The following is a 17,921-nucleotide window of genomic DNA, read 5'->3' as shown; positions in this document are numbered from 1 at the left end:
AGGGTGCGATGACGTCGGCTCGACTATCAAGCTCCAACGCATCGACCTCCGCTCACACCAAACTGCTAGACGACCGCCGATTTCGTGCGTTGCTGTCGGACGAGGATTGGGGCCGCCTGCCGCTCGCGACCTGGCGGCGTTTCTCTAAACGCGTCGCGGACGGCGAGAGCGTCGTCTATGTCGGCGTGGTCGACGAGATATTCTTCAGCGAGATCGGCTGGTGGTTCGCCCAAGCTGCGCGCCTGATTGGTGGCCCGCTGCCGACCGGCCGCGATGCCGGTGTTCCCATGATCGTCACCGTGACCGAGGACGGCACGACCGGCGGTCAGACCTGGACCCGCATCTGCGCGCGCAAGCGCGGCTTTCCGCACGTGATCCATTCCGCCAAGCGTTTTGCCGGTCCGACCGGGCTCGAGGAATATGTCGGCTTCGGCGTCTCGATGGCGCTCCGCACCGCGGTCGAGGACCAGACGCTGACCTTCCGCAGCGCCGGTTATGGGCTCCAGCTCGGACGCCTGTGGATCCCCTTGCCGCGCTGGCTGACGCCGGGCGATCTCACGGTGACGCACCGCGACCTCGGCGACGGCGCATTCCGCTTCACCCTCGATGTCATCCATCCACGTTACGGCGCGCTGATCCACCAGTCCGCCACCTTCAGGGAGGCCGTATCATGACGCCGCTGTTGTGGACGCTCATCGCCATCCAGATCGTGATGGGCGTGTTCGACACCTTCTATCACCACGAATTCACCGAGCGCCTGGCCTGGCGGGTGTCGCAGCGCTTCGAACTCAAGCTGCATGGCATCCGCAACATGCTCTATGCGCTCTTATTCCTGCTGCTCGGCTGGCTCGAGGTCTATGGCGTGCTCGCAATGCTGATCGTCGCGATCCTGGTCGCCGAGATCGTCATCACGCTGATGGATTTCGTCGAGGAGGATCTGAGCCGGAAACTGCCGCCGAGCGAGCGCATCAATCACACGCTGCTCGCGATCAATTACGGCGCCATTCTCGTGCTGCTGTTGCTGGTGCTGACCGATTGGGCGATGCAGCCCTTCGGCGTGAGCGTCATGAACCAGGGTCTGCTCAGCATCGCCGCGACCGCCTGCGCGGTTGGCGCCGCGCTCTGCGGCCTCAGGGATTTTGCCGCAATGCGCCGGCTCGGCCGGATGCGCAGCGTTCCCGCCGAGGGGCTTGTCGAAAAGCTCCCGGGCCGCAAGACCGTGCTGATAACAGGTGCCACCGGCTTCATCGGCAGTCGCCTCGCGGCGAGCCTTGGCGGGGCAGGGCATCACGTCATCGCGCTGATCCGCAATCCCGCGAAGGCGGAGATGCTGCCGCCACCGGTCACGCTGATCACCAGCCTCGATCAGCTCGCTTCGGACACGCCAATCGACGCCATCGTCAATCTCGCCGGCGAGCCGATCGGCAACGGCTTGTGGACCGAGGCGAAGCGCGCGACGATTCTTGGTTCGCGCATCGACATGACCGCGGAGGTCGTGAGGCTGATCGCACGGCTCGAGCGCAAGCCCGAGGTGCTGGTCAGCGGCTCCGCGATCGGCTGGTACGGATTGTGGGCCGACCAGGTGCTGACGGAGTCAGCCAAGTCGCACACCTGTTTCAGCCACGAGCTCTGCGCGGCCTGGGAGAAGGCGGCGCGGCCGGCGGAGGAGCTCGGCGTGCGCGTGGTCTGTTTGCGCATCGGCCTCGTGCTCGGCACCGAAGGCGGCTTCGTCACGCGCATGCTGACGCCGTTCGAGTTCGGCCTCGGTGGTCCCATCGGCACCGGGCGGCAGTGGATGTCCTGGATCGAGCGCGACGATTTGATCCGGCTGATCGCCTATGTAATGGCAACGCCTGATCTGTCGGGGCCTGTCAACGCCACCGCGCCGATCCCCGTCACCAATGCAAAATTCACCGAGGAGCTCGGCCGCCGCCTGCATCGGCCCGCGATCTTCCGCATTCCCGGCGGCCTCTTGCGCCGGATCGGCGGTGGCTTTGCCGACGAGCTCCTGCTCGGCGGTCAGCGCGTGCTGCCCAACAAGGCGCTGAGCCGAGGTTTTGTGTTCCGCCACGAGACGCTGCGCAGTGCGTTCGAGGCGATTTTGTGAGACATCACGTGGCCGCCACGCTCCGAAACGTTGCCGCCACCGCGCGTAACGCCGCGAGTTTTGCGGGGTCGCTGACCTTCGAATGCAGCATCACCTTCGAGCTGCCGAGTGTTGGCAGCTTGTGCGCGGGCCCGATATCGACCAGCCCGGGCGGCGCGATCCGCCGCGCCAGTGGCGCAATCGCAAGTCCCGCGAGCGCAGCTGCGACCACCGCGGTGACGCCGCCGCCGACAAAGCGCTCGCGCCAGGCGAGGCCGGCCTTGTCGAGCGAACGCACGGCGATGGCGCGGACGCCGCAGGGCGGGGCGAGGGTCGCAAGCGGCAGCGCTTCGCCCTTCGGCACGGTGAAGCGCCGTGACGCGAACCAGCCGAACTCGTCCTCGGTCAGCTTCTCGCCGCCGCGGCGGCTGCCTTCCTGGCGGACGATCACAGCGTCCAGCTCGCCGGCGTCATAGGCGTCCTGCATCTCGCGCGAGAAGCCGATGGTGACGGCGAGGGCGAGATTCGCCGACATCGCGTGCAGGCGTTCCAGCAGCGGTACCAGCTCGGGGCCCGCGGCGTGATCGGAGATGCCGAGCGAGAGCGATTGTGCGGCTGGGGCCTCGCCCGACAGCGCGCGGTCATGCGCCGCTATCAGCGCGCGGGCGCGATCGAGGAAGCTGGCGCCTTCGGCTGTGAGCCGGACCGCGCGCGGCGAGCGCTCGACGAGGCGTTTTGCCAGCAATGTCTCCAGCCGCTGCAGCTTCAGGCTGACGGCGGCCTGCGTCGTGCCTAGCGCCTCCGCAGCGCGGGTGAAGCTCTGGAGGTCGGCGACCAGCAGGAAGGCCTGGATCGTGGCGATGTCGAGGGTGGCTGTCATTATGGATCGTTATCATTGGTATCAATAGAGATAAGATACCAAAATGACGGGGGGAGGTCTAGCTTCTCACCAACGCCGCGCAAATTCCGTCGCTGCATCTTGAGGAGAGCCACCATGCCGCTGATCACCGTGTCCTACACCTCGTCCCGCCAGTCGCCCTCGCTGAAGGCCGAGATCGCCAACGCCGTGTCCGAGCTCACCGCAAAGATCCTGCACAAGGATCCCAAGGTGACTGCCATCATCGTGAAGTCGGTCGAGGCCAGCGACTGGTTCGCCGGCGGCAAGTCGCTCGCCGAGCAGAAGCTCGCCAGCTACTGGATCGACATCCACGTCACCGAAGGCACCAACACCAAGGACGAGAAGGCCACCTATCTTGCCGCCATGTTCAAGCGCATGGCCGAGATTTTGGGCCCGTTGCATCCCGAGACCTATCTGCATGTCGACGAGGTCAAGGGCGACGCCTACGGTTTTGGCGGCCTCACCCAGGAGCGCCGCTACATCGCCGGCAAGCTCGACGTGTCGCTGCAGGCGGCGTGAGGCTGCAAGCCGCGGGTGAGCCATCTCACCCGCGGCCTGATCGTCAGCTTGCTGCCCGGAACTGAACTTCGGAATTGTTCAGGAAGCACGTCTTGTCGAACAGCTTCAGGTCCAGCGGATTTGGCAAACGGACATCGCCGAGGTCGGGGCAGGGCTTGACTGCGGGATCGTAGGACCGGTCGATCTGCGAGACGAAGACGACGATCAGTCCCTTGTCGCGTGCGAACGATTTCAGTGCGCGAACCTGAACGGAGAGGTCGGGGTTTTCGCGCCTCTGGTCGAGCAATTGCAGATAGTCGATCACCACGAACGTGCCGCGTGGTGCCGCGGCCATCTCCTTGACGACGTAATCGGCGTTGATGGCGTCGGAGCAGTCGACCGCGAAGAGCTCGTGGAATTGCGCGGGGTTCACGCCGATCGCCTGGAAGCGCTCCAGCACATCCTTCTCGGTGTATTCGAGCGAGAAGAACGCAGCGCGATGGCCCGACCGCATGGCTTCCACTGCAAGTTCGAGGCTCATCAGAGTCTTGCCCTGGCCGGGACGCGCGCCGACCAGCACCAAATCGCCGGGCCGGAATTGCGGAAAGAGCCTGTTGGCCGGCGTGATGGCCGCGGCTTTCGCTACGAGCATGCTCCAGGCGGAAAACCCTTCCGTCGTCGCGATGCGATCAAGAGCATCGTGCAGCGGAATGCCTTCCTCGCGGGACAGGCGCTTCGCCTTGCGTTTCAGATGATAGATCGGTGCGGACAATCTCATCGTCAAAACCTCCCATTGCGAGCAGAAAGCGCAATCCCTCCTTATGCCTGGCGCTCGAACAGTCGGCCGATGATCTCATCGCCCGGCATGAAGTCTGCTTTCCCGGCGGAGGGGGGAGGCGTGGGCGACACCTGACGCGAGCATAGCCGATTCCGCGACGAGCTGGGACCGGGCGCGGTTGGGCGCCACAAAAAATGCTAGGCGGCCGCTTCCGGCACCAACGCTTTGGTCGGCCCGAACAGCTCCTCGAACGCCTGTCGAAGCGCAATGTCGACGTCAGCCATGGTCACGAGCTGGCCGAGATCGACCAGCGAGGTGACGCCGTAGCGGGGATCGACCACGCCGCACGGCACGATGCCGGTGAAATGCGACAGCTCCGGCTCGACATTGATGGCGATGCCGTGGAACGAGACCCAGCGCTTCAGCCTCACGCCGATCGCCGCGATCTTGTCCTCGTGGTCGGCTCCCTTGTCGGGCCGCCTGACCCAGACGCCGACCCGATCCTCACGCCGCTCGCCGCGGACGTTGAAGGCGGCGAGTGTGCGCAGAATCAGCTCCTCCAGGCTCGCGACATAGGCCCGGACATCCGGCCGGCGGCGCTTGAGGTCGAGCATGACATAGGCCACCCGCTGGCCCGGCCCGTGATAGGTGAGCTGCCCGCCGCGCCCGGTGGCGAAGATCGGGAATCGGGGATCGAGCAGGTCGGCTTCCTTGCCTGAGGTTCCGGAGGTGTAGAGCGGGGGGTGTTCGAGCAGCCAGACCAGCTCCGCGGCCTCGCCCGCTGCAATCGCGGCGACCCGGGCTTCCATGGCGGCTACCGCCTCCGGATAGGGCACCGGCGCGTTCGAGATTCGCCACTCTACGGGCTGGCCGTGGGACGCCGAAAACGACGTCAAATCCAGCTCCTGGCGCGGGTTTTGGGGCAAATTAATCATTGGCTAACCATAACGTGGTGATCATTGCAGGCGCAAATGCCAAGGCCTTGTTCTAAGTCCTTGGTCCTTAGTCCCTGGTTGCGGCGGTCCTGACAGTGCCCACTCTCGATAAAGTCACCGTGGATCTCATGGTCGTCCTCGGGACGACCACGATGCCGATCCATCAAGTATTACGTCTTTCCCGCGGCGCCATCATCGAGCTGGACGCAACTGAGGCCGATGAGGTCAAGGTTTTGGCCAATAATCTGCCGGTCGCCTCCGGCGTCGTGCTGGTCGACCGCAACCGGATCGCGGTCGAGGTCAAGCAGATGCTGCCGCGCACGCCGGGGACCCGTTAGGGCCCGGGCACTCAGTAGCGGCCCGGGCACGGGCATCGTCCCGGGCACAGTAGCGGCCGGGACCTGCGGTAAGGCCCGATTCGGGGGAAGGCCCGGAACTTTCCTGCAAAGCTGTGGAATTCAGGGCCTTTGCAGGCTTGTACCCCTCTGATGGATTTGTTAGATCGGCGCCGTTGATCCGGCTGGTCCCTTCAGGCCTCAAGCCGGCATCCCCAACGCGCTCGTGGCGGAATTGGTAGACGCGCTGCCTTGAGGTGGCAGTGAGTAAAATCGTGGGGGTTCGAGTCCCTCCGAGCGCACCACCTTCATCTCTCATTGTTGTTCCGGATTTCGGCAGTCGCCTCGTGCGCCGCCCATTGATCTGACGGATCATGCGCGCAGCCGCCGGCGGGGACGTCCGGCGGGAAGATGCTTTCGTAGATCGCACGCGCCTCGCGGATGAGGCGCTGCCGCTCGAGTTCGGATTTCGAGGCGAAGCTGACGATTTTGGTCATTCGCGTTCCAAAACTTCGTTCACGCGTCGCCAGACCGGAAACGGGTCTGCGAGCTTCGCCCATTCCGTGACGTTCATGGCCGGCTTGCCCGGGACAAGGCAGGCGTCCAGGCGTGCGCGGAGCGCGCTCTCGTCCATGCCCGCGCCGATGAACACGATTTCCTGGCGACGATCGCCATAGACGTCGTTCCAGTTCGCGCGCAACCGCTTGCGCCAGAACGGGTCGTCCGGCCAACGTTCCGCTGGCACGCTCGCCCACCAGAATCCAAGGGCCTCGGTGCGCGTGATCGCGCCGGCCTGGCTGATCTCGCCAAGCCATTGCGGGCGCGTCGCCAGCCAGAAATGTCCCTTGGCGCGAATGACGCCGGGCCAGGGCTCTCGCACGAACTTGTCGAACTTTTCGGGATCGAACGGCCGACGCGCGCGATAGACGAAGCTGCTCACGCCGTATTCCTCTGTCTCCGGCACGTGATCGGCAAAACCGTAGAGTTCCTTGAACCAGAGCGGATGCGCTTGCGCCTTTTCGAAGTCGAACCGGCCGGTGTCGAGAATGCGATCGAAGGCGACCCGGCTGTGGTTGGCTTCGATCAGCTCTGCTTCCGGATTGAGCGCGCGGATGATCTTTCGCGCTGCTTCGCGTTGTGCCGGCGAGGCGTCATCGACCTTATTGAGCACGATCACGTCGGCAAATTCGATCTGCTCGACGAGGAGATCGACCAGCGTGCGCTTGTCGTTCGCCAGCGCTTCGCCGCGCTGCTCCAGGAAATCCGTCGATGAATAATCCCTCAGCAGATTCACCGCGTCGACCACGGTGACCATGGTGTCGAGGCGTGCCACGTCGGAGAGGCTTTCGCCGTCCTCGGCACGGAAGTCGAAGGTCGCTGCAACCGGCAGCGGCTCGGAGATGCCGGTGGATTCGATCAGCAGATAATCGAACCGGTCGTTTTCGGCGAGGGCGCGCACCTCCTTCAGGAGGTCGTCGCGCAGCGTGCAGCAGATGCACCCGTTGGTCATCTCGACGAGCTTCTCGTCAGTCCTGGACAGGCTCGCACCGCCACCACGGACCAAATCCGCATCGATGTTCACCTCGCTCATGTCGTTGACGATCACCGCCACTTTCAGGCCATGCCGGTTGTTCAGGACGTGGTTCAGCAAAGTGGTCTTTCCAGCCCCGAGGAAGCCGGACAAGACGGTGACGGGGAGTTTTTGCATGGAGATCGAACAGTCTTTTCAAGGGGATAGAGTGACGAGGGGGCATGGGACCGACTATGTAATGTTATAACATTACATTCATTGTCGGCGTCCTCGTCAAGCCGTTTTGCGGTTCAGCTGAAGTTACGAACGTTCAACTGATTGTTCTTTGCCCTGTGGGAGCGGTCGGGGCAGGCAAAATGCCGGACAGCGGTGCGCCCGAAGAACGGGCGGCGTAGAAATCGAACTGAACGGCACATCACTGCGGCAAGAACACCAGCAGCCAGGCGCCCGCGGCCACACATGCGATGCCGGCAGCGCGCGCGATCCATCGTCCGACCGGCGTAACTTTCTCCAGGAGGACAAGCAGCGCTAAAATCGCAATCCAGAGCACGTTCATCACTCCGCCCACGAACAACAGCGCCATCAAACCCCAGCAGCAGCCGACACAATAGCCTCCGTGCCGAAGTCCCAGCAGCAGGCAGCCGCGCAGGTCGCTGCGAAAGCCGCCATGGCGCATCAGGAACAGAAACGGCGACTGGCATTGGGCGAGACAGACGTCCTTCAGCGGTGTCCATTGATAGACACCTGCCGCGACCAGCACGATGGCGCCGAGCAAGTTGCTTGCGAGCGCCATCCGGGAGTCCAGCAAGGTGGCCCGCTCGACCGCCCATTGAAGAAAGGTGGCTGCCAGCGACAAGCCGCACCAGGCGAGGAGATAACCGGCCGCAAACCAGCCGGTCGCGGCGAACGGCTTGCCCTGTGCTTTGCCCTGTCGGCCTACGCGGGCGTACATCAGGATCATTGGCGCGGCTGAGGGGGCCATCATTCCGATCATCATCACCGCCCACATCAGCAGCACGTAGGCGAACTCGAACGTTCGCCACGGCTCGCTCGTCGGCAGCATGATTCCGATCCCGGCCGGGATCATGCGGAATCCGGTCATGTCCATGCCGCCCATGTCCATGTCGTTGGCGAGCCAGAGCACATAGCTCCATGCCAGTGCGACCATGACGCCGATCGCGCCGCCAACGATCCAGCGATCGCGACGCAGCACGGTTTCCAGAGGGCTGTCCTTCATTTGCGACCGAAATTGCCCGGCCCTGACGCCGGCCGGTATCGGAAGATTACATCACGCCTGGTTCGACCAGCGGATCGGCGCATAGAGGCCGTTCCTGCCGGAATTATCCCAGCGCATGCCATGATCGCTGAAGGTATTGCCGGGCGCGCCGACGGCCATCACCATGGCATCGGGGCTGACCGGATGGCCGATGTTCGTCCACATCTCCCCGCTCGGATGCATGGTTGGCAGGGGATCGACGGACATGTGCAGGATGCCGGGGATTTCTGCGGACCGCGTCTTGCCGTCGATCCGGAACGTGATCGGGACCTTGCGCACCCCAAGGTTCTTGCTGATCAGCGGCGCGAACGCGGCCATCGGACCGCCGGCACCGCCGGTGAAGATCGCAGCCAGGGCCTCGGTCTGCTCATCGCTGGCGCGCTGATCGATATAGGCAGCCACCGACCAATCTCCGTCTGCCATGACCCCAGGTGCGTGGAGGACGACAAGCACATTCAGCCCATCGAGCGCGATATCGCCATAGCGGCCGCTCTCGATGTGGAAGATCAGCGGTACGTTGCAGAAGCCCTCGGTCGGTCGCGCGGTCAATGGAGGCGCCGCCGACACCAGGCAGGGACACACGATGCTGCAACTGCAATTCTCGAAATAGTCACCGGAAAGGTGCCATGGGACATCCGCCATCGCTTGCTCCCGCTTGGCCGAACCCGATAGATGCTTTCGAATGAGCTACGTAGAGTTGAAAGTTACGCCTCGCGACGAAGTCCCGCAATGGGGCTCGGCCGACCTACGGAAAAGTGCACCGATCAGCTGGAACTGCACCTGAACTCTCAACGCGACCACCACTCGAGTGCCCCAAAGTCAATCTTCCCTTTGAAATCACGGATATTCTGGACGTGATCAGAACATGGCGCGAACCTACTGCGGCTCGATTCCGGCCGCTTTGATGATCCGCCCCCATTTGCCGATCTCCGCTTTCAGGAAAGCTTCGAGGGCTTCCGGCGTCGCGCGCTCGGGCTCGACCGGCGCCATGCTGAGCTCGGCAAAGCGGCTGATCAGCGCGGGATCCTTCAGCGCCGTCTGCAGCGCGCCGACGAGATGGTCGACGACGGGCTTGGGCGTGCCACGCGGTGCGTAGAGGCCGTACCAGGTCGTGACATTGAACTCGGGAACGCCGGCTTCAGTCGAGGTCGGCACTTCAGGCAGCGTCGCGACACGCGTCTTGCTGGTGATGGCATAGCCCTTGATCGTCTTCGACTGGATGTACGGCGTCGGCCCTGTCGCGGGATCGCAATAGACGTCGATATGGCCGGCGATGACGTCGTTCAGCGCCGGCCCGCCGCCCTTGTAGTAGATCGGGGTGAGCTTGGTATCCGTGGCGCTCATGAACATCAGGCCGCAGAGCTGCGAGGCCGAGCCGAGACCGACATTGCCGAAAGTGACCTTGTCACCGGCATTGCGGATGTGCGCGACCAGCTCGCTGAGATCCTTGGCGGGAAAGTTCGGTCGCGCCACCAGGATCATCGGGACGTCGGTGACCAGCCCGATCGGAGCGAAATCGCCAACCGGATCGAACGGCAGCTTGGCGTAGAGGGCAGGGGCAGCCGCCTGGCCGACATGCATCAGCAGCAGCGTGTAGCCATCCGCAGCCGCCTTGGCGACGCGGTTGGTGCCCAGCGTGCCGCCGGCACCGACGACATTCTCGATGACGATGGACTGTTTCAGCGTTGCGCTCATGGCGCTGCCGAGGATACGTGCGATGACGTCGCCGGGACCGCCGGCGGAGAACGGCACGATGACCGTGACCGGGCGGGAGGGGTACTCGTCCGCGATCGCCGCGTCCCGAGGGCAGAGCAGGAGGAACAGGATCAGCGATCGTACGAGAAACTTCATCGAACACTCCCTGGCGGCATTGTTCTAGTCGTCGGAAGGCGCCGCCTCCTTGGCCGCCGACGATTTTTCGATCATGTCGAGCGCGGCCACCGCGGCCGCATTGATGTGGTCGACGCAGCAACGTTCGGCGAGATCCGGATCGCCGTTCTGGATCGCACGCCAGATCGCGGTGACCTCGCGAAGGCTCTTGTTGATCCGCTTCGGCTGCGACATCGATGTGATCCGCAGCAGCTGGATGCGATCGTGCAGCGGCTTGAGCATGCGCTGGATAAACGCATTGCGGCAGCCGCCGATCAGCGCTGCGTAGAAATCGGTCTTGGCTTCGAGGCATCCGACGAGGTCTTGCTTGGCCGCGGCCGCCTTCAGCCGTGTCAGGGCGTCGCCGATCCGGCGCGCCACCTCGGGGTCATGAAGTCTGGCGCATTCGCGGCCGGCGAAGCCTTCGAGCACCGCGCGTGCGGCGTAGAGCTGCCGGGCCTCTTCGAGGCTGATCGTGGACACCACGGGGCCGCGGTGCGGGACCATATTGACCAGCCCGTCGGCTTCGAGCGCACGCAGCGCTTCGCGGATCGAGGGGCGGCTGACGCCCATCATCTCGCAGAGCTCGCGCTCGACCAGGCGCTGGCCCGGCTTCAGCGTTCCCGACATGATCGCCTCACGCAGCTTCTGCGCCACCATCGCCCGGACGGTCGGGACGTCTTCGATGCGGAGTGTTGACTGCAATTCGTTGCGTCTTTCCATGTCCGGGTCCTGTTCGGGAAAACTCAGTACCGGTTTACAGGCAGAATCATCATTTCGGCAATTTGAACGTGGGCGGGCTGGTCGAGCGCGAAGACGATCGAACGGGCGATATCGGCCGGATCGAGTGCCATCCTGAACTGGTCGAAATAGTCCTTTTCCTTCTGCGTATCGCCGCGATAGCGGGTCAGGATGATATTGGTCCGGGTCAGGCCGGGCTGCAGCTCGGTGACCCGGATCGCGGTGTCCGCCAGCTCGCCACGGAGGGTCTCGGTGAACATGTGCACGCCCGCCTTGCTGGTGCTGTACGCGGCCATGTCAGGCACGATCCGCACCGCGTTGATGGAGCTGATGTTGACGACATGGCCGGCGTTGCGCTGGACCATGCCGGGGAGGATCGCGCGCGTGACGCGCATCAGGCCGATCAGATTGGTCTGGATGATGTTGGACCAGTCGTCCGCAGAACCGATGTCGAAGCGCGTCCGGCCGCCGATGTCGTGGCCGGCATTGTTGATGAGAACGTCGACCGGCCTAAAATGACCGGGAATGGCATCGGGCAGGCGATCGACGGCCTTTGCATCGCTGACGTCGAGCTGGATCGGAAACACCGGATCGCCCACTGTCGCCGCCAGCTCCTGAAGCGCCTTGGCGTCGCGATCGACCAGCACGACGCGGCGGCCGCTGTCGAGCAGCGCCTTGGTGATGGCTCGTCCCATGCCGCCGGCGGCACCCGTCAGCACGACGGTCTGGCCTGATTGTTCAGTCATCGCAACACTCCCGTTCCAGTTCTCATGCCACCGACCAGCCGCCGTCGATCGGCAGGCTGGCGCCGGTGATGTCGTTTGCGGCGGTGCCGCAGAGGAAGACGACCATGGCGGCGACCGCATCCATTTCGACGAAGCGCTGCGTCGGCTGGCGCTCGCCGAGATAGTCGCGCGTCACGTCCTCGACCGAACGATCGCTGTTCGATGCCATCGTCGCGATCTTGTTCAGGATGGCGGGCGTCGGCAGCGTGCCGGGGCAGAGCGTGTTGCAGGTGACGCCGCTGCGCGCTGTCTCGATGGCGACGGCGCGGGTCATGCCTGCGATCGCCGTTTTGGTGGTGACGTAGTCGATGCGGTCCTCGACCGCGCGGCTCGAATAGATCGAACCCATGTTGATGATCCGGCCCCAGCCGCGCTGCTTCATCGCCGGCAGCGCCAGGCGAATGAGGTGGAACGGCGCCGACAGGTTGACGGCCAGCGCCTCGTCCCAGCGATCGGGCGGAAACTGTTCGATGGCAGAGAAGTGCCGCACCACGGCATTGTTGACGAGGATGTCGATGGCACCGCAGCGATCGAGCAGGTCCGCCATCATGGCCTCGATCGCCTCGCGCCGGGACAGATCGACGCCGGCGGCGACGACCTCCACGCCGAAGCGGGCGCGCAGATCATCCGCGGCCCGCTTCGGCGTGACGAGATCGTGAAGGACGATATTGGCGCCAGCGCCGGCAAGGCCTTCCGCCACGGCGAGGCCGAGGCCTGCGGTCGCGCCGGTCACGAGTGCCCATTTGCCCTTCATGGCAGCCACGCTCCGCTACTTCTTGTCGAGCTCGGCGAAGACTTCCTTCGCGTTCCTGAATGCATCCACGCCGGCCGGCACCCCGCAATAGATCGCCACCTGCATGAACACCTCGCGGATTTCCTCCTTGGTCGCGCCATTGGCGAGCGCGCCACGGACATGGGTCTTCAGCTCGTGCGGGCGATTGAGCGCGCAGAGCATTGCGAGGTTGAGGAAGCTGCGCGTCTTGCGGGTGAGGCCCTCGCGGCCCCAAACGTAACCCCAGCAATATTCCGTGGTGAGGTCCTGCATCGGCCGGTTGAACTCGTCCGCGGAGGCGATCGCCTTGTCGACGAATTCGTTGCCGAGCACGCTCTTGCGGATTTCGAGGCCGCGGTCGTAGGTCGCCTTGTCCATTGTGGTCTCCGTTTCTTGTTCGCCCGTTATCAGCTCTTCGGCCAGAACGGCTTTGCCAGCGCGAGTTCGGGCGGGAACACCGTTACTGGAATGCCGGCTTGCCACTGCACGATGGTCATGCCCGCGCCAACGCGGCGGCCTTTCTCGTCGAACTTGATCTCGCCCAGCGGGTAATATTTGGAGGGGCCGCCATCCATGGTGCGCAGCGCTTCGCCGACGGCGACGCGATCGGCCTTGCCGGCCTTTTCCAGCGCGTCCTTGATCACCCACATGTCGCCATAGGTGGAGATCGCGTTCTGCGTCATCCACGGCTCCTTGTAGCGGGTCTTCAACTCGGCGATCAGGGCCTCGTGGCCCTTGGCGCCCCAACTGGCGACGCAGGTCAAGACGCCCTGGAGCAGCTCGGGGCTGACGGTCTGCAGCATGTCCGGCTCGGCGATCGCGATGCCGAACGAGATCGTCGGCACCTTGCCCTGGCCGAGGCCGAACTCGTTCATCTTCTCGAGCAGCAGTTTTGCGTCCGAGATCACGGTCGGCAGGAAGAACAGCAGATCGGGCTTGGCCGAACGGATCTTCTGCACCAGGGACGTCGCATCCGCCAGCGGCGGCGTGAAGGTCTCGTCGACGATCAGCTGCAACTGGTTCTCTGCCAGCAGGCCTTCGCGCATCGCCTTGGCGGAGGCGATCGAGGCCCCCGTGTTGTCGGTGAGGATCGCGACCGTCTTCGCCCGCTTGCCCGAGGCCGTCTCCGCCAGCTTGATGAGCTGGGGCAACGCTTGCCGTGCCTGCGACCCCGCGGTGGCCGCGGTCTGGAACACGTATTTGAATCCGCGCTCGGTGATCAGGTCGGAGTAGGAGAGGGTAAGCATGGGCAGGTTGGCGCGCTCGGTCACTTCAGTCACGGCGAGCGTGAACGAGGACAGATAGGCGCCGCTGGCCGCAACCAGGTCGGTCTCTTGCGCGACCATACGCTGTGCCGCGTTCTTGGCCTTCTCGGTGGTGTCGCCGGAATCGAGCACGACGAGCTTCAGCTTGGCGCCGCCGAGCGCCTTGACGCCGCCTTGCGCGTTGATGTGGCCGATCGCCATCTCGGCGCCTTCGCGCATCACCGTTCCCGGACGGGCATAGAGCCCCGAGATCGGCACCAGCAGGCCGACCTTCACTTCAGAAGGCTGCTGCGCCCAGCCGGCCCGGGACGCGATCAGCGTGCCGGAGGCGCCGGCCAGCAGCGTTCGCCGCGATATCGTGATCTTGCTCTTGGCAGTCATGACAATCTCCTCCCTGAAAAATTGCGCGACGTTGTCAGGATTTTTTCGGCCAGAACGGCTGCGCCTGCGCGAGCTCGGGCGGATAAACGGTGACAGGCACGCCCGATTGCCATTGCACGATGACGACGCCGGCGCCGACCCGGCGGCCCTTCTCGTCGAATTTGAGCTGACCGCCCGGATAATATTTCGACGGGCCGGCATCCATGGCGCGGAAGGCCTGCGCGACCGCATTGCGGTCGGCCTTGCCGGCCTTCTCCAGCGCTTCCTTCATCAGCCACATGTCGCCATAGGTCGAGATGACGTTCTGCGTCATCCAGGGCTCCTTGTATTTGGCCTTGAGCTCGGCGATCAGCGCCTCGTGGCCCTTCGAGCCCCAATTGGCGACGATGGTCATGATGCCTTGCACGGTCTCCTGGCTCACGCTCTGCAGCATGTCGGGCTCGGCAATGGTGATGCTGAAGGACACGGTGGGGATCTTGCCCTGACCGAGGCCGAACTCGCTGATCTTCTCGAGGCCGAGCTTGGCATCCGACACCGCATTGGGCATGAACAGCAGCAGATCGGGCTTGGCCGAGCGGACCTTCTGGATCAGCGGCGTCGCATCCGACAGCGGCGGGGTCCAGACTTCCTCGACGACGAGCTGGAGGCCCTCCTGCGCGAACAGCCGCTCCTTGAGAGCCTTGGCGGTGGCCACCGACGTCGCGGTGTTGTCCATCAACATCGCCACGGTCTTCGGCTTCTTGCCCGAGGCGTTCTCGGCGAGCTTCATCAGCGTCGGCAGGCCGAGCTCGGACTGGCGGCTCGCGGTCGCCGCGGTCTGGAAGATGTACTTGAAGCCGCGGTCAGTCAGTAGGTCCGAATAGGACAGCGTCAGCACCGGCAGTTCGGCGCGCTCGGTCACCTCAGTGACTGCGAGCGTGAAGGAGGAGAGATAGGAGCCGGTGGCGGCGACCAGATCAGGCTCCTGCGCCACCATGCGCTGCGCCGCGTTCTTGGCCTTCTCGGTGGTGTCGCCGCAGTCGATCACGACCAGCTTCAGCTTGGCGCCGCCGAGCGCCTTGATGCCGCCCTGTGCGTTGATGTGCTCGATGCCCATCTCGGCGCCCATCTTCATCACCTGGCCGGGGCGGGTGTAGATGCCTGACAGTGGCACGATCAGTCCGACCTTGATCTCGCCAGGTGCCTGCGCGCGCGCAACGCCCGCGAGGCCGACGGCGGCGGCGCCGGAGAGCACGGTGCGGCGACTCAGTCCTTTTGAAGTCTTGTTCATTTTGTTTTCTCCCTGATCTCTGTTTTTTTGTTGGTCACATGCCGAGATAGGCCTTCCGCACGCGGTCGTCGGCGCGCAGCGTGGCGTTGTTGCCTTCGAGCACGACGTGTCCGGCTTCGAGGACATAGCCGTGGTCGGCGGATTCCAGCGCTTCCGCGACGCGCTGCTCGACCAGCAGCATGGTCAGCCCGGACTGGCGCCGGATCTCGATCAGCCGCTCGAAGATGAAGTCCGCGGTCGAGGGCGCGAGCCCCATCGAGGGCTCGTCCAGCATCAGAAGCTTCGGGGAGGAGGCGAGGCCGCGGCCGATCGCGAGCATCTGCTGCTGGCCGCCGGACATCGTGCCTGCGAATTGATCGCGGCGCTCCTTCAGCACCGGCAGCCATTCGAAGATGCGCTCGATATTGGCCTGCCAGTCCCGCCGGCCGCTTTCGGTCATCGCGCCCATTTCCAGATTCTCCATCACCGTCAGCGACGGGAAGACCTGTCGTCCCTCCGGGACGTGGGCGATGCCGAGATGGGCGCGCTGTGGCGGCGGCACCGCGAGCAGGTCGACGCCGTCGAACGTGATCGCGCCGCCACTCGGCTTGACGATGCCGGAGATCGTCTTGAACAGCGTGGTCTTGCCGGCGCCGTTGGGTCCGACGATCGCGACGAACTGGCCCGCGCCGACATTGATCGAGACGTCGTTCAGGACGGGCTTGGCCGAATAGCCCGCGCTCAATCCCTCAATTCGCAGCATGGCCCACCCACTTCTTGCCGAGATAGGCCTCGATCACGCGGTTGTCGCGCGTCACCACTTCCGGCAGGCCTTCGGTGATGACGGCGCCGTGGTCGAGCACGAGGAATCTGTCGACCAGCCGGACCATCGCTTGCATGGTGTGCTCGATGATCGCGATGGTCATGCCGTCGCGCGCGAGTTGCTGGATCACCGCAACGACCTCGTCGGCCTCGCCATGGCCGAGACCGGCGAGCGTCTCGTCCAGCAACAGGATGCGCGGCTGGCCCGCGATCGCGCGGGCCAGCTCCATCAGCCGCAGTTCCTTGGTCGAGAGTTCGCCGGCGACACGGTCTGCCACCGCAGACAGCCCGACGCGGGCGACGGCGTCGGCGGCAAGCTTGCGGGCTTCATCGTCGGAGCGGGCGCGCACATAGGCGCCGACCACGACGTTGTCGAGGATCGACATGCGCAGGAACGGCCGCATCACCTGGAAGGTGCGGCCGATGCCGGCCTCGCAGATCACGTGCGGCCTCTGGCCCGACATGTTGCGGCCGTCGATCAGCACCTCGCCCTGGCTCGGTTTGAGGAAGCCGTTGAGGAGATTGAACAGCGTGGTCTTGCCGGCGCCGTTGGGGCCGATGATGCCGAGGATCTCGTTCTTGTGCAGCTTGAAGCTGACATCTTGCACCGCCTTCAGGCCGCCGAAGGAGCGCGAGAGGTTCTTCACTTCGAGCACGACCTCGCCGGTGGCGGCACGCTGCCGGGAGGCGGGCTTCAGGGCCGTCACGTTGGCAGCTGCCGCTTCCGGGGTTTCACTGACCGCCGCCTTCGATGTGGTGCGCTTGCGCAGGAGATCGCGCAGCTTCCAGAACAGGCCCTCCGGCGCGAGGAGAATGACGCAGACTATGGCGATGCCGAAGATGACGCCCTGGATGCCGGGGATGCGCGCGCCGGCTTCGGCGTGCAGGATCTCGGCGAGCGGGATCAGGATCACCGAGCCGATCACCGGGCCCCAGACCGTACCGACGCCGCCGAACATCGCGACCGTCAGCGCCTGCGCGGACACCAGCATGCCGAACACCGATGCCGGGGTCACGACCAGCAGCACCTGCGCGTAAAACCCGCCGATGGCGGCGGCAATCGCCCCGCTCAGCGTGATCGCGCGCAGCTTCCAGGCGAGCGTATTGATGCCGGCGGCTTCGGCCGCAGCCTCGTTCTGCTTGATCGCGAGCAGCGCCATGCCGAAGCGCGATCGCTCGATCATTTGCGTCAGAACGATGGTGGCGAGCATGAGCGCCAGCCCGAGGAGCGTGTATAGGTGCGGATCGGCGAACTGCATGTAGGCGATCGGCGCCTCGCGCTTGATCGGAAGCGTCACCTCCTGGAAGCCGAGCCACTCGAACACGTAGAGAATGGCGAGCGGGTAGGCGAGCATCGCCAGCGCGAAGTAGTGGCCCTGCAGACGAAAGGTCGGAAAGCCGATCAGCAGCCCGGCGATGCCGCCGAGCATGGCGGCGATGGGAATCAGCAGCCAGGGCGAGATGTCGAAATAGATCTGGCCGAGCGCGGTCGCGTAGGCGCCGATCCCGAAAAAGGCGGCGTGGCCGAACGAGATCAGGCCGGTATAGCCGCTGAGCAGATTCCACGACAGCCCGAACACCGCCCACACCGGCACCAGCGTCAGGATGAGCTGATAGTAGGAGTTGGTGACGCCGAGCGATACGACCGCATAGGCGAGCGTGAAGAACAGGGGAGGCAGAAAGGAGCGCATCCGGAGCAT

Annotated in this window: 20 protein-coding genes and 1 tRNA gene; 5 read left to right on the top strand and 16 right to left on the bottom strand. The window is 64.6% G+C overall.

What is annotated here, in order from left to right; all coding sequences use genetic code 11:
• The first annotated feature begins 8 nt into the window (after window positions 1-8).
• Both GA0061098_RS15270 and GA0061098_RS15265 read left to right on the top strand, forming a co-directional pair.
• Window positions 9-674 (top strand): DUF4166 domain-containing protein, encoded by a 666-nt coding sequence (locus tag GA0061098_RS15270; protein ID WP_091957150.1) that lies wholly within the window; start codon window positions 9-11, stop codon window positions 672-674.
• Window positions 671-2,107, top strand: coding sequence for a TIGR01777 family oxidoreductase (locus GA0061098_RS15265; RefSeq protein WP_091957146.1), 1,437 nt, complete (start codon window positions 671-673; stop codon window positions 2,105-2,107). The genes GA0061098_RS15270 and GA0061098_RS15265 overlap by 4 nt, the downstream gene beginning before the upstream one ends.
• 4 nt (window positions 2,108-2,111) lie before the next feature.
• Here GA0061098_RS15265 and GA0061098_RS15260 read toward each other — a convergent pair whose 3' ends face one another.
• On the bottom strand, window positions 2,112-2,966 hold the full coding sequence (locus GA0061098_RS15260; protein WP_091957143.1) for a LysR family transcriptional regulator: 855 nt from the start codon (window positions 2,964-2,966) through the stop codon (window positions 2,112-2,114).
• A gap of 114 nt (window positions 2,967-3,080) precedes the next feature.
• Here GA0061098_RS15260 and GA0061098_RS15255 point away from each other — a divergent pair, with 114 nt between their 5' ends.
• Window positions 3,081-3,503: a tautomerase family protein gene (locus tag GA0061098_RS15255; RefSeq protein ID WP_091957139.1), complete on the top strand. Its 423-nt coding sequence runs from the start codon at window positions 3,081-3,083 to the stop codon at window positions 3,501-3,503.
• A 43-nt stretch (window positions 3,504-3,546) separates the two neighbouring features.
• Here GA0061098_RS15255 and GA0061098_RS15250 read toward each other — a convergent pair whose 3' ends face one another.
• Window positions 3,547-4,260: a DNA helicase gene (locus GA0061098_RS15250; RefSeq protein ID WP_165637376.1), complete on the bottom strand. Its 714-nt coding sequence runs from the start codon at window positions 4,258-4,260 to the stop codon at window positions 3,547-3,549.
• Between the two features lie 197 nt (window positions 4,261-4,457).
• Window positions 4,458-5,195 carry a lipoyl(octanoyl) transferase LipB gene (gene lipB, locus GA0061098_RS15245; protein WP_091957136.1) on the bottom strand — a complete coding sequence of 246 codons (738 nt, stop codon included), beginning with the start codon at window positions 5,193-5,195 and terminating at the stop codon, window positions 4,458-4,460.
• Window positions 5,196-5,290: 95 nt separating this feature from the next.
• On the opposite strand from lipB, the gene GA0061098_RS15240 reads away from it, so the two are divergent.
• Window positions 5,291-5,533: a FliM/FliN family flagellar motor switch protein gene (locus GA0061098_RS15240; protein ID WP_011088012.1), complete on the top strand. Its 243-nt coding sequence runs from the start codon at window positions 5,291-5,293 to the stop codon at window positions 5,531-5,533.
• A 217-nt stretch (window positions 5,534-5,750) separates the two neighbouring features.
• Window positions 5,751-5,835 (top strand) — tRNA-Leu (locus GA0061098_RS15235).
• Between the two features lie 3 nt (window positions 5,836-5,838).
• Here the strand turns inward: GA0061098_RS15235 and GA0061098_RS15230 are convergent.
• The 13 genes from GA0061098_RS15230 to GA0061098_RS15170 form a co-directional block, all read right to left on the bottom strand.
• The gene (locus GA0061098_RS15230) at window positions 5,839-6,027 is read right to left on the bottom strand and encodes a hypothetical protein (protein ID WP_091957133.1); all 189 of its coding nucleotides are present in this window, start codon (window positions 6,025-6,027) and stop codon (window positions 5,839-5,841) included.
• On the bottom strand, window positions 6,024-7,238 hold the full coding sequence (gene zigA, locus GA0061098_RS15225) for a zinc metallochaperone GTPase ZigA (protein ID WP_091957130.1): 1,215 nt from the start codon (window positions 7,236-7,238) through the stop codon (window positions 6,024-6,026). Before zigA ends, GA0061098_RS15230 begins: the two co-directional genes overlap by 4 nt.
• 238 nt (window positions 7,239-7,476) lie before the next feature.
• Window positions 7,477-8,298, bottom strand: a complete 822-nt coding sequence (locus tag GA0061098_RS15220) for a DUF2182 domain-containing protein (protein WP_091957127.1) — start codon at window positions 8,296-8,298, stop codon at window positions 7,477-7,479.
• A 51-nt stretch (window positions 8,299-8,349) separates the two neighbouring features.
• Window positions 8,350-8,979: a DUF1326 domain-containing protein gene (locus tag GA0061098_RS15215; protein WP_091957125.1), complete on the bottom strand. Its 630-nt coding sequence runs from the start codon at window positions 8,977-8,979 to the stop codon at window positions 8,350-8,352.
• A gap of 234 nt (window positions 8,980-9,213) precedes the next feature.
• Entirely contained in the window at window positions 9,214-10,188 is a 975-nt protein-coding gene (locus tag GA0061098_RS15210; RefSeq protein WP_091957122.1) for a tripartite tricarboxylate transporter substrate-binding protein, read from the bottom strand.
• Between the two features lie 24 nt (window positions 10,189-10,212).
• Window positions 10,213-10,929, bottom strand: a complete 717-nt coding sequence (locus GA0061098_RS15205) for a GntR family transcriptional regulator (protein WP_091957119.1) — start codon at window positions 10,927-10,929, stop codon at window positions 10,213-10,215.
• A 23-nt stretch (window positions 10,930-10,952) separates the two neighbouring features.
• Window positions 10,953-11,693: an SDR family oxidoreductase gene (locus GA0061098_RS15200; RefSeq protein ID WP_091957116.1), complete on the bottom strand. Its 741-nt coding sequence runs from the start codon at window positions 11,691-11,693 to the stop codon at window positions 10,953-10,955.
• Between the two features lie 22 nt (window positions 11,694-11,715).
• On the bottom strand, window positions 11,716-12,486 hold the full coding sequence (locus tag GA0061098_RS15195) for an SDR family oxidoreductase (RefSeq protein ID WP_091957113.1): 771 nt from the start codon (window positions 12,484-12,486) through the stop codon (window positions 11,716-11,718).
• Between the two features lie 15 nt (window positions 12,487-12,501).
• Window positions 12,502-12,882, bottom strand: a complete 381-nt coding sequence (locus tag GA0061098_RS15190; RefSeq protein WP_028137140.1) for a carboxymuconolactone decarboxylase family protein — start codon at window positions 12,880-12,882, stop codon at window positions 12,502-12,504.
• Window positions 12,883-12,911: 29 nt separating this feature from the next.
• On the bottom strand, window positions 12,912-14,150 hold the full coding sequence (locus GA0061098_RS15185; protein WP_091957111.1) for an ABC transporter substrate-binding protein: 1,239 nt from the start codon (window positions 14,148-14,150) through the stop codon (window positions 12,912-12,914).
• A 34-nt stretch (window positions 14,151-14,184) separates the two neighbouring features.
• Window positions 14,185-15,420: an ABC transporter substrate-binding protein gene (locus GA0061098_RS15180; protein ID WP_091957107.1), complete on the bottom strand. Its 1,236-nt coding sequence runs from the start codon at window positions 15,418-15,420 to the stop codon at window positions 14,185-14,187.
• A 34-nt stretch (window positions 15,421-15,454) separates the two neighbouring features.
• Window positions 15,455-16,162 (bottom strand): ABC transporter ATP-binding protein, encoded by a 708-nt coding sequence (locus tag GA0061098_RS15175; RefSeq protein WP_028140567.1) that lies wholly within the window; start codon window positions 16,160-16,162, stop codon window positions 15,455-15,457.
• Entirely contained in the window at window positions 16,149-17,921 is a 1,773-nt protein-coding gene (locus tag GA0061098_RS15170) for a branched-chain amino acid ABC transporter ATP-binding protein/permease (RefSeq protein WP_208610653.1), read from the bottom strand. Before GA0061098_RS15170 ends, GA0061098_RS15175 begins: the two co-directional genes overlap by 14 nt.

This window comes from Bradyrhizobium shewense, assembly GCF_900094605.1.
GTDB lineage: Bacteria > Pseudomonadota > Alphaproteobacteria > Rhizobiales > Xanthobacteraceae > Bradyrhizobium > Bradyrhizobium shewense.
This window is presented reverse-complemented; position numbering and strand designations above follow the sequence as displayed.